This is a genomic window from Streptomyces sp. NPDC014882 (genome assembly GCF_043081325.1).
Classification (GTDB): domain Bacteria; phylum Actinomycetota; class Actinomycetes; order Streptomycetales; family Streptomycetaceae; genus Streptomyces.
On the sequence record NZ_JBIBWL010000007.1, the window covers coordinates 337,831 to 359,659 of the forward strand.

Consider the following 21,829-nt stretch of genomic DNA (forward strand, 5'->3'; position numbering starts at 1 on the left):
AGAAAGAGACACCGTGACCTCGCCCGTAACGACTAGCGCACCCATCACTCCGCTGACGCCGACCCTGCTGCGCGTCGCCCAGCACCTGGCACACGGCCTCGCGCCGAAGGACATCGGCGCACAGACCGGGCTGTCGGCCGAAACCGTCCGCCAGTACATGCGCGACATCCGCGAGAGCCTTCACTGCCCGCCGCGCTGCAAGCCCCCGGTGATGGTGCACCGCCTGTTCGCCACCCAGCAGGTGGCCGTTCCCGCGCCCGACCGGCCGGCGCCGCAGTTCAGTCCCGAGGACCTGCTGCTGCTGCGAGCCGTCGCCGAGCACAGCAACCCCCGCAACGTCGCCCTCGCCGCCAAGCTCGCCCCCGCCGACCTGCGCGCCGCGCTCGACCAGCTACTCGTCGACACGGGCGCCAAGGACACCACCCAGCTGGTCATCCTGGCGCACGGATGGAACCTGCTGACGGCCGAGCCGACGCGCGTCGGAGCGAGCCAGTGAACCGGCACCCGGCCTCCACGACCCACCAGGGCCGGCCAACTGCGGCACCCTTCACCACGCCGCCCTTGGCCGCCGTGTACGAGATGCGCACGTTACGCACGGACGCCGAGCGCGAGGAGGCCGCCGCCCTTGTCCAGGACCGCCAGCGCCAGCTCGCCATGCGCGGTCTCCCGGTGCCCGCTCAAACCGACGTCCCGGCCAACTTCCGAAACCCGCAGACGAAGCCGGCCGGGCTGTTCGAGGACGGGAAGCTGCTGGCCTGCCTGATCCCCCAGCGCGACCCCGGCCTCGGCTGGGGCGAAGGCCCTTGCCTCTTCCTCGGCTGTGTCCACACCCTGCCCGACGAACCCGACGACATCATGCGGTTGATCACCCTGTGGGCCTCAGACTTCGCCGCCCGGCAGGGCCTGCCCGCCGTCCGCGCCGAGGCCCTGGCTCGCCACCCCCTGGATGCCGACCCCATCGCCGCCCTACTGCGTCGGCTCACCGACAGGGGCTGGGTCATCCGGGGTTCCGGGACAGGACGAGAGGGTGAACGAGTCGCCCGCCTCGAACTCGCCGCCGAGCAAAGGCCCGGGCTGAGCACCCTTATCGCCTGCCGCGTCCACGCGCCGGAGACGGTCCCGGACGATCGGGGCAGCGCATGACCACCGCCGAACCCCAGCGCTGCGACCTCGCCCGCAAACTGATCGCCGGCGCGACCCAGTCCGCCGCGCACCCGGTCAAACGCGTCAACAACCAGCTTGACGCCGTCCGTGTGCGCCAGGGCCATAACGCCGAGCACACCCAGACCTTCCGCGGCTGCTCTCGTTCTCGACACGACCGGCGTCGCGTCCAGCCCGCTGTGGTGCACCGCCCGTCTCGCAGTGCTCGTCTGCGAACTCCTTGACCGAAGCCCCGCCTGATTGCGCGACCGAGGTCCGGCAGGCCGTGACGGCCAGCCTCGAACGCACTCCCATCAGTCCTGCCAGCCGCCATCCCACAAAGGAGATGACATCTTGTCCCATACCGGACGATCCTGGCACGAGGGCCCGCTCGGGTCGGCGCTTCGCGACCTCGGCGGCAGCCTCACTGTGATCCTGATGGGCGTTCTGATCATCCCATTCGTCTTTGCGGCCAAGGCGAACCCCAAAGGTCTCCCATTTACCCCGGCCACCTCATTGCGGGAGCCCACGTCCACAACCGCGCTTCTGCTTGGGAGGGTGTCGTCCTCGTTGCCAACTTCGCCTCGATGGACGGCACGATGACGAGACCGAGACCAGCGAAGGCTGAGCGCAACGAGGTCTTACTCAAGCACCTGGAGACCTTGGAGTGGTCCATCAGCGGCTTCGCCCGCCGGATCGCCGCGCGCTGCGAGGCTACCCACCTGCCGTACACGGTGGTCACGAGTACCGTCTCGCGGTGGTGCAAGGGGGCTACCCCCAGCGACGACCTCGCGGCCGCCGCGTGTCATGTGCTGTCTAAGGCCCTTAACCGGGTGGTGACGCCGGAGAGCTTGGGCTGGCCGTCGGACACCGGCTTGGTCGCTGCGCAGTCGCTGGAGTACCTGGATGTGCCGCACGCCGTACGGATGCTCTCGAAGTTGTGGGCCTTGGACGCGATGCGGCGGCGGAGCGTCGTCAAGAGCGCGTTCTCTCCGAGCGTGTTCGGTCCCGCCTCGAGGGAGGCGCTCGTCATGCCGGCCGATTCTGTGCTTGGTGGGCTCGGGCAGCACAAGGTGAGCGCGGCGGACATCGACCTTCTCGACGAGCAGACGCAGCTGTACGGCAAGCTCGACTCTCAGCACGGTGGAGGCAAGTTCCGCTCCGTGTTCGCGTCGATGATGGACACGCACGCCACGCCGATGCTGAACGGGGGTTTCTCCGCGCGGACCGGGCGTCGGCTGTACGGCAGCGTGGTGGATGCCGTCCTCGCGATGGCGTCGATGGCCTATGACGACCAGCTTCCCGGTCTCGCCCAGCGCTATGACCTTCAGGCGATGCGGCTGGCCCAGGCGATCGGCGACCGCGCCCGCATCACCCGGGTCCACATTCACCAGGCCCGGCTGGCGGCAACGCAGGGAGGGCAGGCCGACGTGCTCGCGCACGCGCGCAGTGCTGTGCTGGCGGCCAAGGGCTCGCCTCCTCTGGTCAGGGCCTACGCCTGCGTGACCGAGGCCCGGGCATGGGCCCTGAATGGCCAGGCGGATCAGGTCGTGGCGGCGGTGAGGCGGGCCCGCGAGTTCTTCGTCCGCGCGCAGAGGAACTCCGGTCCGACCTGGTTGGAGTGGTTCGACCTGCGTGAGCTGGAAGGACAGGCGGCGTGGGCGTTCGCCGTCGCTGGCCTGGCCGAACAGGGCGCTCAGGCGCTGAAGGAGGCGTCGGCCCTTCCTTCGAACCGCACGCGCGACACAGTGGAACTACTGATCACTGAAGCCGAGCTGGCGCGACTGCGCGGTGCCTCGGCGGAGCACACGGCGGCCGCGAAGCGTGCCTCCCAGGCGTCACAGCACCTGATGAGCCGCCGGCTCTCCGAGCGCCTGGACCACCTGAACGCGGGCGAGTCGCTACGGGACTTCTGACCATCCTAACCGCCGCCGCACCCCAGGCAGCCCGCGGAGGAGTCCGCGATGGGCTTGGGGCGCCCGGCCCGGTACCGGTCAGCACGTGGGAAAGAGATGCCGGTAGATCGCGTGGGACCGGAAGGCACCGCCGTGGTGCGGGGAGACGAGAGAGCCGCGGTGCTGTTGCCCGTCGGCTGTGTGCAGGACGGCCCGGAGCTGATAGTCCGGGTGCACCCGGTCGTCGCTTAGGTTGGCCGCGAAGGTGAGCTCCAGGACGTTTCCTGGCTCGACCGGCCAGGGGCGGTCGAAGAGTGGCAGGTAGATGGTGGCCCAGTTCGTCTGCATGCGCAGCGCGTCGAGCGGCTCTTCGTCCGGCAGGCACCAGAGGTTGAGCCAGGTGAGCACGCCGTCTACGAGGCCCGGCCGCGTGATGACCAAGCGCGTGGTCGTGCTCTGCTGTGTCTGAAGGTCACCGTTGAAGTCGAGCACCTCGGCGGGAGCGCCCTCGGAGAGCAGCGCGTCGACGGGCGGGTTCTCGACCCGGAGCCGCACGTCGAAGAGGCCGCCGTGCCAGTCGAAGATGCTGCGCAGGTACGGAAGCGCGGCCTCGGCGAACGCGACGGGCTGGTCGGGGAGCAGGTAGGACAGGCGGACCGCGGCGGCCAGGGTGACCGCGCGGTGGAGTACGGCAATGCCGCCAGGTTCCATGAGACGGATGCGGGCGTCAGCCAGGACGGCGGCCGCGCCTTCGGCGCCGGCGAGCGAACCGATGATTTCGGCGACGCAGACATCGGCGCGGGGGGCGAAACGGAGACTGGTCGACTCGCCGAGCAGCAGCGTGATCCGGTCCGGGAAGGCGAGGGTCGACAGGTTGGCGGCAGCCTTGTGGAAGGCGTCCTCGATGACCTCGATGGCTACGGCGTGCCGAGCTCCGGCCTGCACGCCTTCGCGTGCCCAGAGCAGGTCCTGTCCCGTCCCGATGTCCAGGATCCGCCGGTCCGGCGCCAGGCGGGCCAGGGCCGCGCGGAAGCGACGGTTGCGCTCGTCGTCGGTGGTCATGGTCGTGTAGAGGAACGGGTCGTAGATCGGGTACTCCCCCACGCTCGGCCACAGGGCGGGGCGGCCCTCCCACTCGCTCCCGGGATCGACGCGGACGCTCAGGGTGTGTCCGGGGTCTCGATGTGCTAGATGTCGCGCATGGTCCGCCTTTCGCAGCGGGGTACAGCGACGCGCCCGGCTCGCTGCCGGGCGCGTCGCGTGCCGGGTGGTGGGCTCAGATGCCGGTCGTGTGCCAGGTGATCCTGGCGGGGATGTCGAGAGGCCGCCGGTCGGCGGCGTCCTCGCCCTCCCGGGTGCCGACGTACAGCCAGCCCAGGAGCTGTTCGTCGTCCTCGACGCCGAGGTACTTGCGGACCTGGGGTACCTGGACGGTGGGTCCGGTGCGCCAGATCGACGCGAAGCCGTGACTGTGCAGGAGCAGCGACAGCATGGTGACCATGCCGGCGGTGGCGGCCAGCTGCTCCCACTCGGGGACCTTCGGGTGGTCCGGCACGGGCCGGTGCACGATCGCCAGGAGCAGGGGCGCGCGCAAGGGCTTGGCGGCGGCGCGGCGGGCCTGCTCCGGGGCGTCGGCGGCCTCGGCGAGCGCATCGCCGAGCCGGGCCCGCTCGTCGCCGCTCACCGCGACCAGCCGCCAGGGGCGCAGCCGCCCGTGGTCGGGGGCGGTGGCCGCGGCCTGGACGAGGCACTCCAGGTCGGCGGAGCCGGGGGCGGGCTCGGTCAGACGGGGAGCGCTGCGGCGGGTGAGGACCGCGTCCAGGACCGAGTTCGGGCGGGTCATCGGGTCGTCTCCCGGGCCGGGGCGCGGTCAGGGTTGTCGTGGGGCGTCGGCGGGGTCATTCTCGGGTCGTCGCCGGCCACGCACCGGAGGATGGGGGCGGTTGCCGCGGTGGTGATGACGGTCATGATCACCAGGAGGGTGAACAGGGCCTCGGTGATGACGCCGGTCTGCAGGCCGATACCGAGGACGACGAGTTCGGTCAGGCCACGGCAGTTCATGAGCGTGCCGACGGCGGTTGACCAGCGCCAGTCGGAGCCGGTGAGCCGGGCCGCGCCGGCCGCGCCGCCCCACTTGCCGACGACGGCGACGGCGAGAATGGCCGCGCCCCAGCCCCACTGTCCTGCGGGCAGGTGGGAGAAGTCGGTGTGCAGGCCGGCGCCGACGAAGAACAGCGGCAGGAGGAGCGGCAGGACGACGGCGCGGATGCGCGCGGCGCCGCGCTCGACGGCGGGGAGGCCGCGGGGGGCGGCGGCGCCGAACAGGAACGCGCCGAAGGCGGGGTGCACGCCGATCTGGTCGGTGGTGTAGGCGCTGAGGCACAGCCCGGCGAACAGCAGGGCCAGGACGAGCTCGTCGCCGGTGCGGCCGGCGCGCTTGAGCAGGGTGCGCAGCAGGGGGCGTGTGAGGGCGAGGGCGGCGGCGAAGGCGGCAGTGAGGGCGAGGGTGGTGAGGGCCGACAGGGCGGTGCCTGAGGTGGTCAGGGCGACGGCGGCGGTGAGCAGGCACCAGGCGAGGGCGTCGTCGGTGGCGGCGCAGGCCAGGGCGAAGGCGCCCAGGGGTGTGGTCTCCAGGCCGCGGTCGGCGAGGATCCGGGCAAGGACCGGGAAGGCGGTGATGCTCAGGGCGACGGCGACGAACAGGGTGAACGGCAGCCGGTCGACGCCGTCGGGAGCGAAGGTCGAGTAGAGGGCGGCGGCCAGGGCGGCACCGAGGGCCATGGGGAGCAGAAGGCCGGTGAGACTGACTGCGGCGACGGCGCCGCGGGTAGTGCGCAGGCTGCGCAGGTCGAGTTCCAGTCCGATCAGGAACAGGAATGCCATCAGGCCGAGGGTGCCCAAGGCGGAGGTGACCGGCAGGACCGAGGGGGGCAGGAGGTGCTGCTGGGCGGTGGGGGCGAGCCAGCCGAGGAGCGAAGGGCCGAGCAGGATCCCGGCCACGATTTCGCCGATGACCGGCGGCTGGCCGAGCAGCCTGACGGCTCGCCCGCCGGCCTGGCAGGCGAGGATCACGACCGGGACGGCGAGGAGCACGGGTAGCAGCGGGTCGGGCACGACAGCTCCAGGAGTCGGGCGACGGCGAAGGACCGCACTGTGTGGGCCGGCGGCCGGGTGCGGGACGGGTATGGGGGTGGATCAGGCGCGGGTCAGCGGCAGGGTGGTGCAGCGCAGCGAGCCGGGGATCCGGGTGACCTCGCGGTAGTCGACGGTGAGGACCTGGAGTCCGCGGGCGGTGAGCTGCTCCCTGATGCGGTCGCTGCCGGCAGCGACGATCACGGTGTCCGGGGCGATCGCCAGGACGTTGGTCTGGACGGCGCGCGCCTCTGCGACGGTGACGTCGATGAGGTCGAAGTGCTGCTTGAACCAGCACAGTTCGGCGGGCGGGAAGACATCGCGGTGGATGAGGGCGGTGCCGGGCGCGACGATGGCGAAATGGTCGTCCAGGTGGACGATGCCGTGGGTGGCGAAGTGCACCGGGCGGACCTCGCGGTCGACACCGTGGTGGGCCAGCGCCCGCCGCAGCGCCTCCACGCCGGTGGGAGAGGTCTCCTCGCCCAGGCCGACCAGGACGGTTCCGGTATGCAGGGCGACGTCGCCACCTTCGATGGTGCCCTCGTCCAGGTGGGCGACGTGCGGGGCGCCGGCCAGCAGCGGGGCGAGCGCGTCGGCCTCTGGGCGGCGGTGCGTGGCGTTCAGGCGGGCCATGACCAGGACGTGGTCGATGACGAAGGCGATGTCGCGGGGGTAGTGCTGGACCGGGGAGCCCGGAGCGGCATCGAGAAGGGTTACCTCGATGCTGCGTCCGCGGAGCAGGCCAATGAGGGTGTCTTGCTGAGTGCGGACGGTGGCCGGGTCGTATGCCTGCCAGGAACTTGTGGTCTTCTGGCGGGTCAGAACGGGGTGGATGTCGGGGCCGTCGAGGTCGGGGGTGAGGTCGCTCGCGTAGCGCATGGCGACGTGGCGCAGGGCGCCGTACTCGCTGGTCGCGTGCGGGGTGAGCACGAGGGGTCTCCTGGGCGGGGTGCGGGACGGATCGGAGGTGAGCCGGACGCGGCGCAGACGGTCCCAGGAGGGTGCGGGGTCCGGGGGCCGGCAGAATCAGGGCTGCCAGCCTCCGGAGGCGCGGGTGTCAGCCGACGGGGCTCTTCTCGGTGGTGTCGGGGACCTGGTCCAGCCATGCCATGGCGTCGTCACGGAAGGACTGGTTGACGGGGACGAGATCGGCGCCGCTGGTGTCGTCCAGGGCCGTGACGACGATGCCGAGCTCGGGGACGTCGCTGTCGATCGCCGCGAGGCGGCTGCCACAGTCCGGGCAAAAGCCGCGCTGGGCCTCGCCCTCGAACGTGGTGTACCAGGTCGGCTCGACGCCGTTCGTCCAGGTGACGTTCTCCGGGGCGAAGCCGGCCCACCACATCATCGGGCCGCCGCCCAGCTTCTTGCAGTGCTTGCAGCTGCACGTGTGGGGGTAGACGGCCTCGCCCTTGACGGTGAAGCGGATCTTTCCGCACAGGCATCCGCCGGTGCGCCCCTGGGCGGCGGCGACGATGTCGGGAGTGGCGTTCATCAGTTCATCTCCGAGGCACGGTGGGCGAGTTGAGCCCACCAGTGTGTCATTCCCTCCGTGATCGTCAGCCATCCGTCGAGGGCCTGGGGCAGGTCGATGTGGAAGAGTTCACTCTCCTTGATGAACCTGGCGAGGCCCTCGATGTGGGCGGCCTCGACGCTCATGCCGCCGATCTGGGCGGCCTCGTGCCCCTCGTCGAGGTGGAGGTCGTAGTAGTACTTCAGGGCCTTGAGCTCGCCGCCGCTGCCGGCGCCGGTCAGCTCTCCGTAGCGGTTGGTGATGTCGCGGAGGATCTCGGTCTCGGCGATCGCCACGGCCTCGGTGGCGTAGTAGGCGCCGGCGATGTGGCTGGGCATGTGCGAGCCGACCATCCATTGGTGGAGGTTGACCAGCGTCTCCGTCTCCGGTGCGGGCACATGGCCGTTGACGAGCAGGCCGAGGTCGGAGAGGAGCGCATTGGTGTAGAGGACGTAGTGCGCGGGCACCTTGCCGCGCTCGCCGCCCTCCTCCAGGTGGTTGCGGCGCAGCTCGTGGGCGAGCTCGGGGCAGTAGCCCTCAACGGCGGTGGCAGCCGTCTTGAGGAACTGCGCGTTGTAGCGGGCGAACACCGAGAGTTCCTCGATGTACATGCGGGCCTGGCGCTCGTTGAGGTCGGCGGCGCCGACCTTCTCAGCGATCCGCGCATACACCCACTCGACCAGGGGGGCCAGGTGCTTGGTGACCAGGGCGGTGCCGGAGGTGAAGTTGCTCAGCAGTGTGCCGTTGACGGCGCTCTGCGTCTCGGGGTGGGTCCTCAGGTAGGCCTGGACGAGGCTGTTGTCGGGGGTCATGCGTCGGCGTCCTTGGTGTCGGAGGGGCGGGGGGTCAGGTGCAGGCCGCCGGTGGCGCCCAGAGCGCGGACGGCCCTCAGGAGCTCGGCGTTGTCGGGCAGGACGACGGTGTCGCCACGGTTGAGGGCGGTGACGGTGTCCCGGTCCAGGCCCGCGCTGTCGAGGGCGACCCCCGGCTGGTGGCCGCGCAGCAGGACCTGCTGGGAGCCGCCGTCGAGGAGGGTGGTCACCTGGTAGGGGGTGATCAGGCGGATGCCGGCGCCCGGGATGACCTGCTCGGGGTCGAAGGCGTCCGCGGCTTCCTGGCGGGAGAGGTCGCCCTCGACGAGCTCCCAGCCACCGTTGCTCAGCAGCGTGGCCCATCGCTGCTCGGTGTGCTCGCGGGCTGCGGCGCGGACGCGGTCGGCGGCGACGGTGAGGAGTTCGCGGCCGACACCGGCCAGACGGTCGGCGACGGCGCCGGGCCCAGTGGTGGTGTCCGCCATCGCGGAGGGTTCGTTGAGCGGGTCGTCGGGCCCGTCGCCGGCCAGGTCGGCGAGGACGTCCGGGATGATGCGGCTCTGCAGGAGCTGTGCGTACGGGTAGGTGTACAGCGGCATGGCCACCGAGACGGAGAAGGTGTCCTGGGTGCCGACGTGGAAGACGCGGCGGGGCAGGAAGAGGGCGTCGCCCGGCTCCAGCAGGAAGTGCTCGGCCTCCTCCAGCAGCGCCCGGTAGTCGCCGTAGGTGGGCTCCTTGCCGCCGGTGAGCTTCTCGTACTGCTCGGCGGGCCAGCAGTAGAAGTTCTTGGCGTTCGGGCCGAGGTGGACGAGGAAGGCGTCCTCGTAGCCCTCGTGGATCCCGAAGGCGGTGCCCGCGTAGTTCCCGGCGAAGGCGACCTGTTCGGCGCCGCCCAGCGGCAGGCCCCACCCGTCGATGAGGGACTTCAGAAAGGTCCCGAGGCCGGCGGCGAGGGCGGGGCTGACGGTCTCCAGGTTGTTGATGACCAGGGAGAAACGTTCGGCGCCGGCGAGGTCTTGCATCCACGGCACGAAGGCGTCCACGCCGCCGTCCCAGGCCGGGGCGGTCAGGGCCTGGGGCAGGAGGTCGTCGCGGCGGTCCTCGCCGACGTAGACGCGGGCGTGCGCCTTGATGCCGATGTCGGCGGTGTGGGCCCGGCGGATGGCCTCGAATCCGGCCAGGACGTCGTCCGGCCCGGCCGCGGTGGCGGGGATGATGCCCTTGAACAGGAAGGGCGTGGTCCGCCCGGTGGTCTGGTCGGGGAAGGTGCCGGTCCAGAAGGCGTGGTCGGGCGGCCAGGGGTAGACGGTCTCCATCAAGGGTCTCCTGACGTCGGGGCGTACTGCCGTGTTCGGGGGCGCGGTGGAGGGGGTGCGGGGGTCAGCTGAGGTAGTCCTCGAGTCCGCCACGGCGGACGGTGTCGAGGGTGAAGCAGTGGAAGCCGCCGCCGAACAGGCGCCGGTGGCGGTGGCGGACGGGGACGACGGTGAATCCGCGGCGCTCCAGGACCTCGATCAGCTCCGGGTAGAGGGAATTGACGACGACTGTGTTCTCGTCGATGGACAGCAGGTTGATGTCCATGTACCGGCTGCCGATGGGGACGACGAAGCCGAGGTCGCTGTAGTCGGGGAAGTTGCTGTCGTCGGTGTCGGGGGCGTAGATCACGTCCCAGGACTGCATGTCCTTGGGCAGGTACTTCAGGTAGGCCGGGGAGCGCAGCAGCATCAAGCCGGGGCGCAGCGGGACCAGGACGCTGTCGATGTGGTTGTCCGCTATGGCGTTCAGGCGGTGGAACCGCAGGCCGGGGAGGTTGTCCCTCAGCCAGCGCAAGGCGAGTTCGTGGTTGTGGTTGGCGACGTTGACCAGGACATCGCGGCCCAGGCGCATGCACTGCGCGCCGTCGAAGACCATCTCCAGGCCCAGGCCCTCGATCGCGCCGGCACTCTCGCCGTCCATGGCGCGGCTGACGTCCAGGTCCTGGCTGGTGAAGTAGGAAGTGTCCAGGGAGCCGCGGGCCAGGGCCGGGCGCGGCATGCTCACCCAGTTCGCCCCGTCCCGGTAGTAGTGGTAGAACGCGGGCTTGAGCAGGTCGTTCTCGAAGATCCGGGCCCGGACATGGGGCGCGGTCTCCACGATGGTGTTGCCGAGGATGATGGTCTGGTCGCGGACGTTGAGCGGCGGGGTGGCCCGGGCATCCCAGTGCGGGGAGCGGATGTCGACGTCCTTGCCCGGGGCGGCGGGCCGCAGGACCTTCACCCCGCATCCGGTCAGGGCGTCGGCCAGGCCGGCGATGTCCTCGTTGAGCTCGTCGACCAGCTGCGCGGGGATCGCCAGGAGCTCCTCTCCCGTCGGGCTGGTGTGCCGGCCGAGGACTGGGGCGACGTTGTCGTAGAAGAACAGCCGCCACGAGGTGTCGGTGTGGTGGGCGTCGTAGTGCTCGGCGCGGCCGAGGACGACCTCGTCGAGCCGGGTGAACTCGTCGAAGCTGTTCAAGGCCGGCGAGGCGAGCGCGGGTTGGGGCATGGTGGGCCGCCTCCTCGGCGGCGGGCGACGGCGCGCCCTCGCCTCCGGCGCGCGAGATGCGCGGCCGGGGGGGCGGGGTGGTGCCGTACGGGGTTCGGAGGTCGGGCGGGGATCAGGTCAGGCGGCCGAGGCGTGCCGGGCCGGGGTGCAGGCGGCGGGGGCGGCGAGCCGGGTGATGATGTCCTCGATCACGCACGGTTGGTCGGGGGTGGCGCGGCGCCGGAAGAAGTAGCCGGAGCACCACGGCACTTCGCCGAAGCGCGGCAGGTGCTCGGCGGCCAGGGCGCGGGCCTCGGGCAGGCGCCGCCAGGGGATCTGCGGGCACCAGTGGTGGATGGGGTGGAACATGTCGTCGAGGTGACCGCCGAGCAGGTGCCGGGTGAGCCAGTGGGAGGTCCAGCCGCGGGTCTGCAGGAGGATGTCGCCGTTCTCGATCAGCCCGGCGTGGTTGCCGAGATCGGTGATCCAGGTGACGACGGGCCGTATCAGGACGAGGGGGAGCAGCCAGTAGAGCAGCAGGTAGGGCGCGCCGCCCACGGGCCACAGCGCGGCGACGACGCCCGCCCACAGCACGGCCCGGGCGGCGAGGGCCCGCCAGGTTTCCCCCGGCGCGCGGGTGAGCAGGGTCAGCACCGCGGTTTTCGGCAGCCGCCACAGGGCGTTGCGCACGATGACCCGCAGGACGAAGGCACGGCGGCTCGGTGCCCGGCCAGCGGCGCGGATGTTGCCGGCGCGGTAGGACTGGAACATCGGGTCGTCGTCGGAGCCGAGCTTGGCGTGGTGGACGTAGTGGCTGCTGCGGTAGGGCTCGAACCCTTCGCCGAGCAGGCCGGTCAGAAGGTAGCCGACGATCCGGTTGGCGCGGCGGGTGGCCATGAGCTTGGAGTGCACGCACTCGTGGCCGAGGTTGGACAGGTGGCGCTGGCGCACCCCGATGTAGCAGACCGCGAGCAGGGGGCCGGCGACGTGACCGACGAGGTGGCCGGCGATCGCCGCGGCGGCGATGGCCATGAGGTCCCAGGCGACGTCCCACAGGCCGATGGGCGGCCGCCCGCAGAGCTTCTCCAGGTCGGCGATGAGCTGCTGGCCGAGGGCCTTGCGCACCGGGCCGGAGGCTCCGGTGCCGTTGCGGGTCCTGCCGGCGGCGGGGCTGCCCATCAGGTTCTCCAGTCGACGCGGTGCGGATGAGAGCGGGGCCGTACTCCGGCGCGCCCCCGCAGGGCGGACCGCACGGGCGGCCTGCCGTTGGGCGAGCGCGCCGGAGTACGACGAAGGGGTGGATCAGCCGCCGGTCAGGCGGCGACGAGGGCGCTGTCCGGGCGCATGCCGGCCTTCAGGTCGGCGGCGTCGGGGCGCATGCCGGCCTTCAGGTCGGCGGCGTCGGGGCGCATGCCGACCTTCAGGGTGGAGGCGTCCGGACGCATGCCGGACTTCAGCTCGGCGTCGGGGCGCATCCCGAGCTTCAGGTCCGCCGCGTCGGGGCGCATGCCGGCCTTCAGGTCGGTGTCCGGGGTCATTCCAGCGGTAGCGGTCATCGAGTTCTCCCTGCTCGGTCGCGGGTAATCCGCGAGTCCGGGTGATCGGGCTGTGGAACTGCCGGGCCGCGGGTCCGGTGAGGTGTTGAACCGTCGGCTCGGCACGCCGTGGCGTGGGCGCACGCCGGTGAAGAGGGCCTCGCCTCAGCACGCCCCCTCCGCCTGTGGAGGAGCGTTGCGTGGCGGTCACGCCGGGCGCTTGGCCAGTCACGCTAGAACTCGGCCGAGGAGGGCCGCAACGGCTCTGGCCGTTGCGCCGGTTGCACGGAACCGTTGCGTCACTGTTGCGCGCACACCGCTTCTGAGCTGCTCTTATGCCGAAGTTGGTTCCTGGATGGGCCCCGTTTCGGGCCCGTTGGCCGCGGCCGGAGGGGTGGGAGGGCTTCTGCCGTTCGCCGGGACGCGGCTACGTTGTGGCCTCGCCGAGGGCCCGAGTCCCAGATCACCGTGGGGCCCGGCTTCCCGCGAACTCCGCCCGGAAACAACGGCCTTGAGGAGCCTCCGTGCTCAACCCCGTCGTCATGAAGTCCGACCTGCTGTTCACCCTCCGGGACACCCTTCGCGCCGAGGCTTTCGTCGAGGTGACTACCCCGACCATGCGCCGAGCCGACCTCGGTCCAGGGCGCCGTCTGCCCGTGGACCACGACGGCGGGCGGTTCCTGCGGGCGATGATCGGCCCGGCCCTGCGCGTGAACCTGGAGCATCACCCGCGCGTCTTCGAGATCGGCGCGTGCTTCCGGCCCGAGAAGCCCGACGAGCTGCACGCGCCCGAGTTCCAGATGCTCGACCTCTACGCCGCCGGCGAGGACTTCGACTTCCTCCTGGCGCTCGCCGAGAGGCTGATCCGCCCACACCTGCCCTATGCCCCGCAGCGCGTCTCCGTCGCCGGCCACATCCGTGACCAGTTCGGCATCGACCTGCACCGCGAGCCCTTCGGTGATCTGCCCGCGCGGATGGCCGCACACCTGGGCATGAACGCGGACGTGCCGTTCAAGACGGTGCTCGGGCAATACGTGGAGCGCGAGGTCGAGGTCCAGAGCGCCAGCGCCGCGCTGTTCCTGACCGAGTACCCGGTCGGCGGAGACGAGCCGTGCGCCCGCCTGACGCCCGGCACGACGGCCGTCCTCAACCGCTTCGAGGTCCTGGTCGACGGCATCGAGGTCGTCCACGGCTACGAAGACGAGCCCGACGGAGCCGCCTTCGTCGACCGGGCCCGCGCGGTGGACCTGTACGACGACGAGCAGGCCCTGGCCAGGGAGGCGATCGACACGGGACGCGTCCCCGCCGGCAGCGTCGGACTCGGCATCGGCATCGAGCGGCTGTGCATGGCCGCCTCCGGCGTCAAGGACATCAGCGTCTTCCAGCCCTCGCCCCGGTTCTGACCGCCCCGATCACCGTCCGGAAGGAGTGACGATGGACCTGTCGCTGCGCCCGCTCGACAAGAGCGGCTTCGGCGCCGTCGCCGACACCAACCTCGCGACCGACGCCGAGCACCTCGCGCCCCATCTGGCCGCGGCCCTGCATCAGTACCGGCTGCTGATCGTGCCCCGCCAGCACCTGACCCACGCCGACCTGCTGACCGTCGCCTCCTGCTTCGGAACGGTCGACACCAGCGTCGACCGCCGGTACGCCGTCGGCGGCTTCCCGGGCCTGACCGTCATCAGCAACATCGTCGAGGACGGCAGACACATCGGCGTCTACGACGGGGACAACGAGGAGGAATGGCACGCCGACAACAGCTTCAAGCCCCAGCTCACCTCGGCGACGATGCTCTACTCGGTCATCACCCCCCAACGCGGCGGCGAGACCCGCTTCGCCGACGCGACCCGCGCCTACTCCGACCTCCCCGATGCGGTGCGGCAGCGAATCGGCCCGATGCGTGCGCGGCACTCGCTCGCGCAACTCGGCGCGCTCCAGAGCCAGGCCAGCGGCGGGCAGTCGTCGATCGTAACCGGAAGCCTGGCCGCGAGTCCGGAGGCCGTACATCCGCTCGTCCTGCCCCATCCCGTCACGGGGGCGCGTTCCCTGCTACTCGGTTCCATGGTGATCAGCGGCATCACCACACTCGCCGAGCAGGAGGCCCGGACTCTGCTGGAGGAGTTGCTGCAGCACGCGACCAGCGCGCCCTACGTCTACAGCCACCGCTGGAGCCAGGGCGACCTGGTCGTGTGGGACAACCTCGCCACCCTCCACACCGCCTCTCCCTGCGACAGCTCCCGACACCGCCGGCTGCTGTACCGCGCCGCCGTCCGATAGCCGAGAACCCCCGCGTTCACACCGCCGGATGACCTGCGGCGAGAACACGAGGGATGCCCCCGCAGCCAGCCCTAGGGTTTGTCCATGACCGCGAAGGTTCCCCTGAAAGAGACCGCTCTCAACGCCGAGCGCATCGCCCGTATCGGCCGCGAAGTCCACGGCGTGTGGCCTGAGTTCGACACTGAGGGCTTCGTGGCATCGGTGATGGCGGACCTTCCCCGGCTGGAGTTGAGCGCCCGGATCGCCCGGACCAGCCAGGGCCTGCACGACCACCTCCCGGCCGGCGGCCCCGACGCGCTCGACATCCTGCTGCGCTCGCTGCCCCCGACGCCCGCGGCCGCCGGGGTGACCAACGACTTCGGGCTGCACCTCTACAGCCCGCACTCCGACTACGTCTCCCGGTACCTGCGCACCGCCGAGCATCTTGAACGGTCACTTGCCGCGCTGGCCCGCATGACGGGGTACTTCTCCGCTGAGCTCCCGGTACGGCACTTTCTCGCCGACTTCCCCGACGAGACGATGAAGGCCGTCGACGCGTGGAGCCGCGATGAGGACTTCCGGGTACGGCGGCTGGCGAGCGAGGCCACCCGGCCCTTGCTCCCTTGGGCCCCACGGATCGGGCTCCCCGCCGACGCGGGCCTACCCGTCCTCGAGACCCTCTACGACGACCCGCACCTCTACGTCCGCACCTCCGTGGCCAACCACCTCGGAGACATCGCCGCCGCCCAGCCCGACCTCGCGCTGGCCACGCTCCACCGGTGGAAGGCTTCGGGCCGGGTCAACGGCGAGCAGTTCGCCTTCCTCGCCCGCAACGCCCTGATGAACCGGCTGAAGGAGGGTTGGCCGCCCGCCTACGCCCTCCTCGGCTACCCCCACGATGCACCGATCTCCCTCACGCCGCTCATCCTGCAAAGCACCGAACTCCGCGACGGCGACACCCTGGACTTCTCCGCCGCGCTCACCGCCACTGCAACCACTCCCGTCCACGTGATGATCGTGATCGCGACTACGGGACCGAGCGGCCGGCCACGGGAGAAGGTGGCCTTCGTGCGTCGCGCCACCGCCAAGCCGGGTCAGGAGCTACGACTCGCCAAGGCGCACCCACTGCGCTCGACCGCACGCTGGAAGGTCTCCCCCGGCTCCTACTCCGTTGCCCTCCAGGTCAACGGCCGCCGCTTCCCCGCGGTCGCCTTCACCGTCCTCGACACCTGACCCGCTCCCGCCCTTCCACCTCCGATCACCGCCCCAGGCCGCCGTCGTACGCCGCGGCCCTGGTTCGTGCTGTCCGCAACCCCCCGAAGGAGTGGTCTGACCTGATCGAACGAGTTTGAACGACGACACCCCGGAGCCCGCACGGCCCAACCCCGGCTTTAGAACTCACGTTCACCAAATGCCCTCTGAACAGGCCGTGACGGGACCAGATCCACCGCGTTTTTAGAGCATCAGTGCCACACCGACGCCCAGACGGAGGACGCCATGCACCCCACCCCCACCCCCCTGCAGCAGCCTCCCAGAATCGAACGGCGGCCCGGCCTTCCCTCTCTCAGCGTTGACGGCACGCGCACCTCAGAACGCTCGGATACGGGGTGGGCGGCGTGAGTGAGCCCACCGATGCATCAGCCGACAGCGTTCCGGGCCCGCGCACCACCACCGCGCCGTCGCCCGCCCCCTCCTCCGCCCCCTCGGCGGCGGCCACCGCGCCCGAGGCGCAGATGCGGTACGTCGACCTGACCGGCAGCCGCGAGGCGGCCGGTCGCTCCATCCGGATGCGCGACATGGCTCGGCGCCTGCCGCAACTGGTCCGTCGCTCGCTGGCCCTGGCCTGGCGGGTCGACCGGCGCGCGACCGTCGGCCTCCTGCTGTGCCAGCTGATCACGGGCGTGATGCAGGCCCTGGGCTTGGTCGCCATCGCCGGCACCCTGACCGCCCTGCTGCGCGACGGCGACGTCTACCACCGCCTCCTTCAGGCATGGCCCTCCGTCGCTTTGCTCGCCGGAGCCGCCGGCGTACGCGCGCTCTTGGGCATCACCGTCAACTGGCTTTCTTCCCGGCTGGGCCCGCTGATGTCCCGCGAGGCCGAGCAGATGCTGCTCACCGGCTGCGCCGAGGTCGAGCTGTGCGCCTACGACGATCCCGACTTCAACCGCGACCGCGAGGCCGCCGACCGGGGCGCCCAGGTCACCGGCGACCTGATCAACGAGGGCCAGGACCTGATCGCCTCGGCCGCCGCCTTCCTCGCCGGAGCGATCGTCCTGGCCGGCGTGCACTGGGTCCTCCTCCCCCTCCTCGTCGCCGCCAGCCTCCCGCAGGCCGTGGCCCAGGTCAGCGCCGCCCGTGCCCGCTATCTGGCCAATCTCCGCAGCAACGGCGACAACCGGATGCTGTCGGTCCTGCGCTGGCACATCTACACCAAGGACGCCGCCGACCAGATCCGCGCCGGCACCATGGCTCCCTTCCTCTCCGGCCGTTACCGCAGCACCGTTGCCCGGATCAACCGCGAGGACCGGGCCGCGGCCGACCAGGGCGCCCGCATGTCGTTGGTCGGCGCGGTGTGCGGCGGCCTGGGGTCGGCGGTGGTGTGGGCGGCGGTCGTGTGGCTGCTCGCAACCGGCCGGATCACCGTCGGGCATGCCGGCACGGCCGTCTTCGCCCTGCAGACCGCCGGTATGTCGGTCCGCGGCCTGGTGGCGGTCGGCGCCCGCGCGGTGCGTACCGGGCTGTACATGGACGACTGGACCGGGTTCCTCGACAAGGCCGGCGGCTTCCGCATGCGCCGCGGCCCGCACCACCCCGCACCGCCGGAGACGATCGAGGTCAAGGCGATCACCCACCGCTACGCCGGTAAGGACCGCGACGCCCTGTCCGGCGTCTCCCTCACTTTGCGGCGCGGCAAGGTCACCGCGCTGGTCGGCTTCAACGGCTCAGGGAAGTCGACGCTGTCGAAGCTGGTCAGTGGCCTCTACCTCCCAACAGACGGGCAAGTGCTGTGGGACGGCGTCCCCACCGCCGATGCCGACCCGCAGGCCCTGTGGCGGCAGGTCGCCCTCGTGCCGCAGGACTACGCGCACTGGCCGCTGACCGTGCGCGAGAACGTCACCCAGGGCCAGCCCACCGCGCGCGGCGACGCAGCGGTCCGCGAGGCGTGCGAGGCGGCCGACGCCGACGAGGTCGTCGACAAGCTCGGCGCCGGCCTGGACACCCTCCTGGCCCGCGAATGGCTGAACGGGGAAGAACTCAGTGGCGGCCAGTGGCAGCGCATCGCCCTGGCCAGGGCGTTCTTCCGCCCGGCCGGTCTGCTGGTCCTCGACGAGCCGACGGCCAACCTCGACCCCCGCGCCGAGTACCGGATCTTCCAGCGGCTGCGGACCCTCGCCCGGGACCGGACGGTGCTGCTGGTGACCCACCGCATCACCAACGTCGCCATCGCCGACCGCATCGTCGTCCTCGACGAAGGCAAGATCGTCCAGGAAGGCACCTATGCCCAGCTATCCCAACAGCCGGGCCTGTTCCGCAAGCTGCTGTCTTATCAGATCACGTCCGAACCGGACGGCGACAAGCACGAGACCCCCGCGTGAGCCGCCCTGGCGCCACCTCCGCGCGCCCCGCCGCAACCCCGGCCGCCGCTGCGGACACCCCTGCTCCTCCTCTGCCGTCCCGAGGTGATGACGTGCCGCTCAGCCGCTCCCACATCCGCACGACCGCCGAGGCGTACCTGGCCCGGCATCCGCACGAACAGGACTCCCTCGCCGGACTGCTGTCCCTCCTAGAGGCCGACGACCACCCAGCCGACCGTGCGACGCTCCCCGGCCACGTCACGTGCAGCGCGGCCGTCATCGACCGTGAACAGCGCGTGCTCCACATCGGTCACCGGAGCACGGGGCTGCTCCTCACCCCGGGAGGCCACATCGAGAAGGACCAAACGCTGTTGGCGGCGGCCCTGCGGGAAGTCTGTGAGGAAACCGGCCTGCGGCCGGGGGACCTCTGTCTCACCCCGCAGTTCCTCGGCGCCCCGATCGACATCGACGTACACGACATCGACGCCAACCCGGCCAAGGGCGAGGGCGCCCACCAGCACTTCGACTTTCGCTTCGTCTTCTGCCTTGTGCCCGAGCAGCGCCCCCGGCTCACCCTGCAGGAGGAGGAGGTCTCCAGCGCCCGCTGGCTCGAGTTCGCCGACGTCCACTCCTCGACCTTGCGCGGCAAGCTCCTGGAGGCCCGCGCCCACGGTCTGGACGGGAGGCCGGAGCCCGTCAACGCCTCCGCGCTGATCCACAACGGACAGGGTCGCTACCTGCTTCATCTGCGCGACCACAAGCCCGGCGTCATCTGGGAGTCGGGGGCGTTCGCCCTTCTCGGCGGCGGCCGCACACGCGACGACCAGAACCTTGAGGGCACCCTCCTGCGCGAACTGTCCGAGGAGGTACCCGGCCTCCGCCTCGAAAACGTACGGCCCTACGCCGTGGAGGCCGCAACCAGCATCGACGGCCTCAGCGTCCCGATCCAAGTCTTCGCCGGCCAGTGGCGTGGCCACCCCGACCGACTCGCGCTGCACGAGGGTGTGCTGCTGCGCTGGTTCGTAGTGGACGAGCTGGACCGGCTGCGCCTGAGCCCCGCCACCCGGGACCTGATTCGCCGGCACGCGGCCGAGAACCCCCCGGACAACAAGCCGGCCGCGGCTCCTCCCGTGTGGGACGGGGGCAGCCGGGTGGTGCTGAACGGCGTCGGGGTACACCTCCACATCGAAGACGCCCAGGGCCGTGTGCTTCTCGGACTGCGTCATCCCGACTCGAAGTACGCGGGTGACACCTGGCACTACCTCGCCGGGCGGTGCGAGCAAGAGTCCGCCCTCGCGTGCCTGGTCCGCGAGGCGTGGGAGGAAGCAGGGCTGGTCATCGACCCCGTGAACGTGGAGCTGGCACACGTCGTCCACGTCGTCGACGCCCCGGGCAGCCAGCCCCTGCTGCAGCTCATCTTCCGGGCCCGCCGATGGGAGGGCGCCCCCGAGGTTCGCGAGCCCGACAAGTGCCTGACCTGGCAGTGGTGGCCGCGGCACGAGCTCCCGGACCGCCTGGTCTCCTACACCCGCACGGCCATCACCGGGATCGCTGAAGGCCGCCTCTACTCCCAAATGGGCTGGTGAAGAGGGTGAGCGCGCCGACCAACTGGATGGCCCGCCCGGAAGTCTTGTCCATGGCCGACCGGATCGCCGCACCCCACGCGGTCATGGCGATCATGGGCGACGGCAGCCTCTGGACCCACGAGGCCGACTGGACAGTCGCCCTACGGGAGCTGATCCAGAGCTGCCTCGGCGAAGACCGCCGCGCGGGCACCCGCGGCACCTACGACGGGCCGGGCCGCTCCTACGAGGACGACCTGACCGACTCGGCGTTCAGCGAGGTGACCGAGCACCGCTTCCCCGTCTCCCGCACCTGGGCGCCCGAGAACGTCATCGGCTACCTGCACACCACCAGCTTCGCTCGCCCCGCCCTGTTCGCCGGCCGCCACCCCGAGTTCGAGGCCGCCGCTCTCCGGCTGCTCCAGGACCAGGCCGGCGGCGGCGTCCTGACGGAGGACGCGGTGTTCACCGTGCTGCTCGCGCGCCGCCCCGGCGGTACGGCGTGAGCGGCGCCCGGCGGCACTCCGAGCCGCTCGACGTCCACCTGATCGCCGTACGCGACGGCGCATCGGGGCCGGAGGTGCTGCTGTCCCGGCGGGCTGGTGACGTGTACGCGGCCGGCTGCTGGCATCTCGTCTCCGGGCACCTGGACGGCCCGTGGGAGGACATGGTCACCGCTCTGGTGCGCGAGGCCGAGGAGGAGTCCGGTGTCGTCATCGACCCGGCTGATGTCCGGGCGGCCGTCACCGTGCACCACCGCGCCCCTGGCGGCGACGCCAGGGTCGGGATGTTCTTCGAGGTGCGGCGGTGGGAGGGCACCCCGGAGGTCAGGGAGCACCAGGTGTGCGACGCCATGGGGTGGTTCTCCTTCGACGCCCTGCCGGAGCCGATGGTGGCGTACTGCCGGGCCGGGCTGGATGCCTACCGGGCCGGCGCGCGGATGGCCGTGCACTTCCAGGAGCCCGGCGACCCGATCGCCTACGACCGGTCCGTCGACCGGCTGGTCCTGGTGCCAGACCCTGCCACGCGCGGCACGGTCCCGGAGCGGGCGGTGCGCACGTTCGCCGAGCAGGCGGTAGGGCGGATCACCGCGTGGACGGACGTGTCCTGGGCTCGGGAGGAGAGCCGCGAATGGCGGGCGGTCGGCGCCGAGGGCGGCGAGTGGTATCTCAAGATCCACCAGAACGACCGCTTCCACCATCGCGAAGTCAACGCCCTGCGCAGCTGGGTCCCCGGCCTCGGTGCGGCCGCACCCCGGCTGGTGACCGCCGACCCCGCGGTGCGGGCCGTCGTGCTCACCGCGGTGGGCGGCCGCACCCTGCACGGCGCCGTCCACTCGCCCGAGCAGCAGCGCCGGATCTTCCACCGCATCGGGCAGCTCGCGGCGGCCATCCACCACAGCACCCCGCCCCGGCCGGCCGCCGACACCCTGCAGCTGGGCAAGGTGGAGCGGCACCTGGCCGGCGCCTTGCCTCATCTCGCGCCCGGCGACGAGGAGTTCATCCGCGCCACCGCCGAGAGGGCCGCCGGCCTGTCCCCCGTGGAGAGCGTGCCGACGCACGGGGACTTCCAGCTCCGCAATCTGCGCTGGGACGAGAGGGCCGACGTCCTCTACGTCATCGACTTCGAACGGGCCGAAGGCGGCCCGGCCGTGCGGGACTTCGTACGGCTCTCCGACGCCTGGCACGGTCGGCTCGACCTCTTCCAGGCCGTGATGGACGGTTACGGCCGCCCCTTCACCCCGGCAGAGGAGGCCCAGTTCACGGTCCTGTCCGTCCTCGACGCCGTCTCCGGCATCGCCTACGGCACCACCCACGGTGACCCCGAGCTGGTCGAGCGCGGACGGCACACCCTGGCCCGGCTGCGCAACCCGCAGCGCCCCTGATCCCCACCCGACCGACACGAGGAGC

The 21,829-nt window shown here is 71.3% G+C and carries 20 protein-coding genes; 10 read left to right on the forward strand and 10 right to left on the reverse strand.

Annotated features, from left to right (window positions below):
* Nucleotides 1–13 precede the first annotated feature (13 nt).
* The 3 genes from ACF09K_RS19270 to ACF09K_RS19280 all read left to right on the forward strand — a co-directional run bounded on the left by ACF09K_RS19270 (nt 14) and on the right by ACF09K_RS19280 (nt 3,056).
* A complete protein-coding gene (locus tag ACF09K_RS19270) occupies nt 14–496 on the forward strand; it encodes a LuxR C-terminal-related transcriptional regulator (RefSeq protein ID WP_392245022.1) in 483 nt (160 codons plus the stop codon).
* A gap of 74 nt (nt 497–570) precedes the next feature.
* A complete protein-coding gene (locus ACF09K_RS19275; protein WP_392245110.1) occupies nt 571–1,143 on the forward strand; it encodes a hypothetical protein in 573 nt (190 codons plus the stop codon).
* Nucleotides 1,144–1,727: 584 nt separating this feature from the next.
* Nucleotides 1,728–3,056, forward strand: a complete 1,329-nt coding sequence (locus tag ACF09K_RS19280) for a transcriptional regulator (protein WP_392245024.1) — start codon at nt 1,728–1,730, stop codon at nt 3,054–3,056.
* 78 nt (nt 3,057–3,134) lie between these two features.
* Here the strand turns inward: ACF09K_RS19280 and ACF09K_RS19285 are convergent, their stop codons facing one another.
* The 10 genes from ACF09K_RS19285 to ACF09K_RS19330 all read right to left on the reverse strand — a co-directional run bounded on the left by ACF09K_RS19285 (nt 3,135) and on the right by ACF09K_RS19330 (nt 12,547).
* Nucleotides 3,135–4,139, reverse strand: a complete 1,005-nt coding sequence (locus ACF09K_RS19285) for a class I SAM-dependent methyltransferase (RefSeq protein WP_392245025.1) — start codon at nt 4,137–4,139, stop codon at nt 3,135–3,137.
* Nucleotides 4,140–4,311: 172 nt separating this feature from the next.
* Nucleotides 4,312–4,878: a nitroreductase gene (locus ACF09K_RS19290; protein ID WP_392245027.1), complete on the reverse strand. Its 567-nt coding sequence runs from the start codon at nt 4,876–4,878 to the stop codon at nt 4,312–4,314.
* Entirely contained in the window at nt 4,875–6,149 is a 1,275-nt protein-coding gene (locus ACF09K_RS19295; protein ID WP_392245029.1) for a cation:proton antiporter, read from the reverse strand. Before ACF09K_RS19295 ends, ACF09K_RS19290 begins: the two co-directional genes overlap by 4 nt.
* 81 nt (nt 6,150–6,230) lie before the next feature.
* Nucleotides 6,231–7,097: a dimethylarginine dimethylaminohydrolase family protein gene (locus tag ACF09K_RS19300; protein ID WP_392245031.1), complete on the reverse strand. Its 867-nt coding sequence runs from the start codon at nt 7,095–7,097 to the stop codon at nt 6,231–6,233.
* Nucleotides 7,098–7,224: 127 nt separating this feature from the next.
* The gene (locus ACF09K_RS19305) at nt 7,225–7,659 is read right to left on the reverse strand and encodes a GFA family protein (protein ID WP_392245032.1); all 435 of its coding nucleotides are present in this window, start codon (nt 7,657–7,659) and stop codon (nt 7,225–7,227) included.
* Complete coding sequence (locus tag ACF09K_RS19310) at nt 7,659–8,489, reverse strand: DUF3865 domain-containing protein (RefSeq protein ID WP_392245034.1); 831 nt, start codon at nt 8,487–8,489, stop codon at nt 7,659–7,661. Before ACF09K_RS19310 ends, ACF09K_RS19305 begins: the two co-directional genes overlap by 1 nt.
* The gene (locus ACF09K_RS19315; protein WP_392245035.1) at nt 8,486–9,805 is read right to left on the reverse strand and encodes a JmjC domain-containing protein; all 1,320 of its coding nucleotides are present in this window, start codon (nt 9,803–9,805) and stop codon (nt 8,486–8,488) included. Before ACF09K_RS19315 ends, ACF09K_RS19310 begins: the two co-directional genes overlap by 4 nt.
* Nucleotides 9,806–9,869: 64 nt before the next feature.
* Complete coding sequence (locus ACF09K_RS19320; RefSeq protein WP_392245037.1) at nt 9,870–11,012, reverse strand: inosamine-phosphate amidinotransferase 1; 1,143 nt, start codon at nt 11,010–11,012, stop codon at nt 9,870–9,872.
* 117 nt (nt 11,013–11,129) lie between these two features.
* Nucleotides 11,130–12,170: a fatty acid desaturase family protein gene (locus ACF09K_RS19325; RefSeq protein ID WP_392245039.1), complete on the reverse strand. Its 1,041-nt coding sequence runs from the start codon at nt 12,168–12,170 to the stop codon at nt 11,130–11,132.
* A 134-nt stretch (nt 12,171–12,304) separates the two neighbouring features.
* Entirely contained in the window at nt 12,305–12,547 is a 243-nt protein-coding gene (locus tag ACF09K_RS19330; RefSeq protein WP_392245040.1) for a hypothetical protein, read from the reverse strand.
* A gap of 503 nt (nt 12,548–13,050) precedes the next feature.
* Here ACF09K_RS19330 and ACF09K_RS19335 point away from each other — a divergent pair.
* From ACF09K_RS19335 to ACF09K_RS19365, 7 genes are all read left to right on the forward strand, one after another.
* Nucleotides 13,051–13,929: an amino acid--tRNA ligase-related protein gene (locus tag ACF09K_RS19335; protein ID WP_392245042.1), complete on the forward strand. Its 879-nt coding sequence runs from the start codon at nt 13,051–13,053 to the stop codon at nt 13,927–13,929.
* Nucleotides 13,930–13,960: 31 nt separating this feature from the next.
* Nucleotides 13,961–14,803 carry a TauD/TfdA dioxygenase family protein gene (locus ACF09K_RS19340; RefSeq protein ID WP_392245043.1) on the forward strand — a complete coding sequence of 281 codons (843 nt, stop codon included), beginning with the start codon at nt 13,961–13,963 and terminating at the stop codon, nt 14,801–14,803.
* An 84-nt stretch (nt 14,804–14,887) separates the two neighbouring features.
* A complete protein-coding gene (locus tag ACF09K_RS19345) occupies nt 14,888–16,015 on the forward strand; it encodes a hypothetical protein (protein ID WP_392245044.1) in 1,128 nt (375 codons plus the stop codon).
* A gap of 500 nt (nt 16,016–16,515) precedes the next feature.
* A complete protein-coding gene (locus ACF09K_RS19350; protein WP_392245112.1) occupies nt 16,516–18,378 on the forward strand; it encodes an ABC transporter ATP-binding protein in 1,863 nt (620 codons plus the stop codon).
* A 92-nt stretch (nt 18,379–18,470) separates the two neighbouring features.
* On the forward strand, nt 18,471–19,943 hold the full coding sequence (locus ACF09K_RS19355; RefSeq protein WP_392245046.1) for an NUDIX domain-containing protein: 1,473 nt from the start codon (nt 18,471–18,473) through the stop codon (nt 19,941–19,943).
* 5 nt (nt 19,944–19,948) lie between these two features.
* Nucleotides 19,949–20,425: a hypothetical protein gene (locus ACF09K_RS19360; protein ID WP_392245047.1), complete on the forward strand. Its 477-nt coding sequence runs from the start codon at nt 19,949–19,951 to the stop codon at nt 20,423–20,425.
* A complete protein-coding gene (locus tag ACF09K_RS19365; RefSeq protein ID WP_392245049.1) occupies nt 20,422–21,804 on the forward strand; it encodes a phosphotransferase in 1,383 nt (460 codons plus the stop codon). Before ACF09K_RS19360 ends, ACF09K_RS19365 begins: the two co-directional genes overlap by 4 nt.
* The last annotated feature ends 25 nt before the right edge of the window (nt 21,805–21,829 follow it).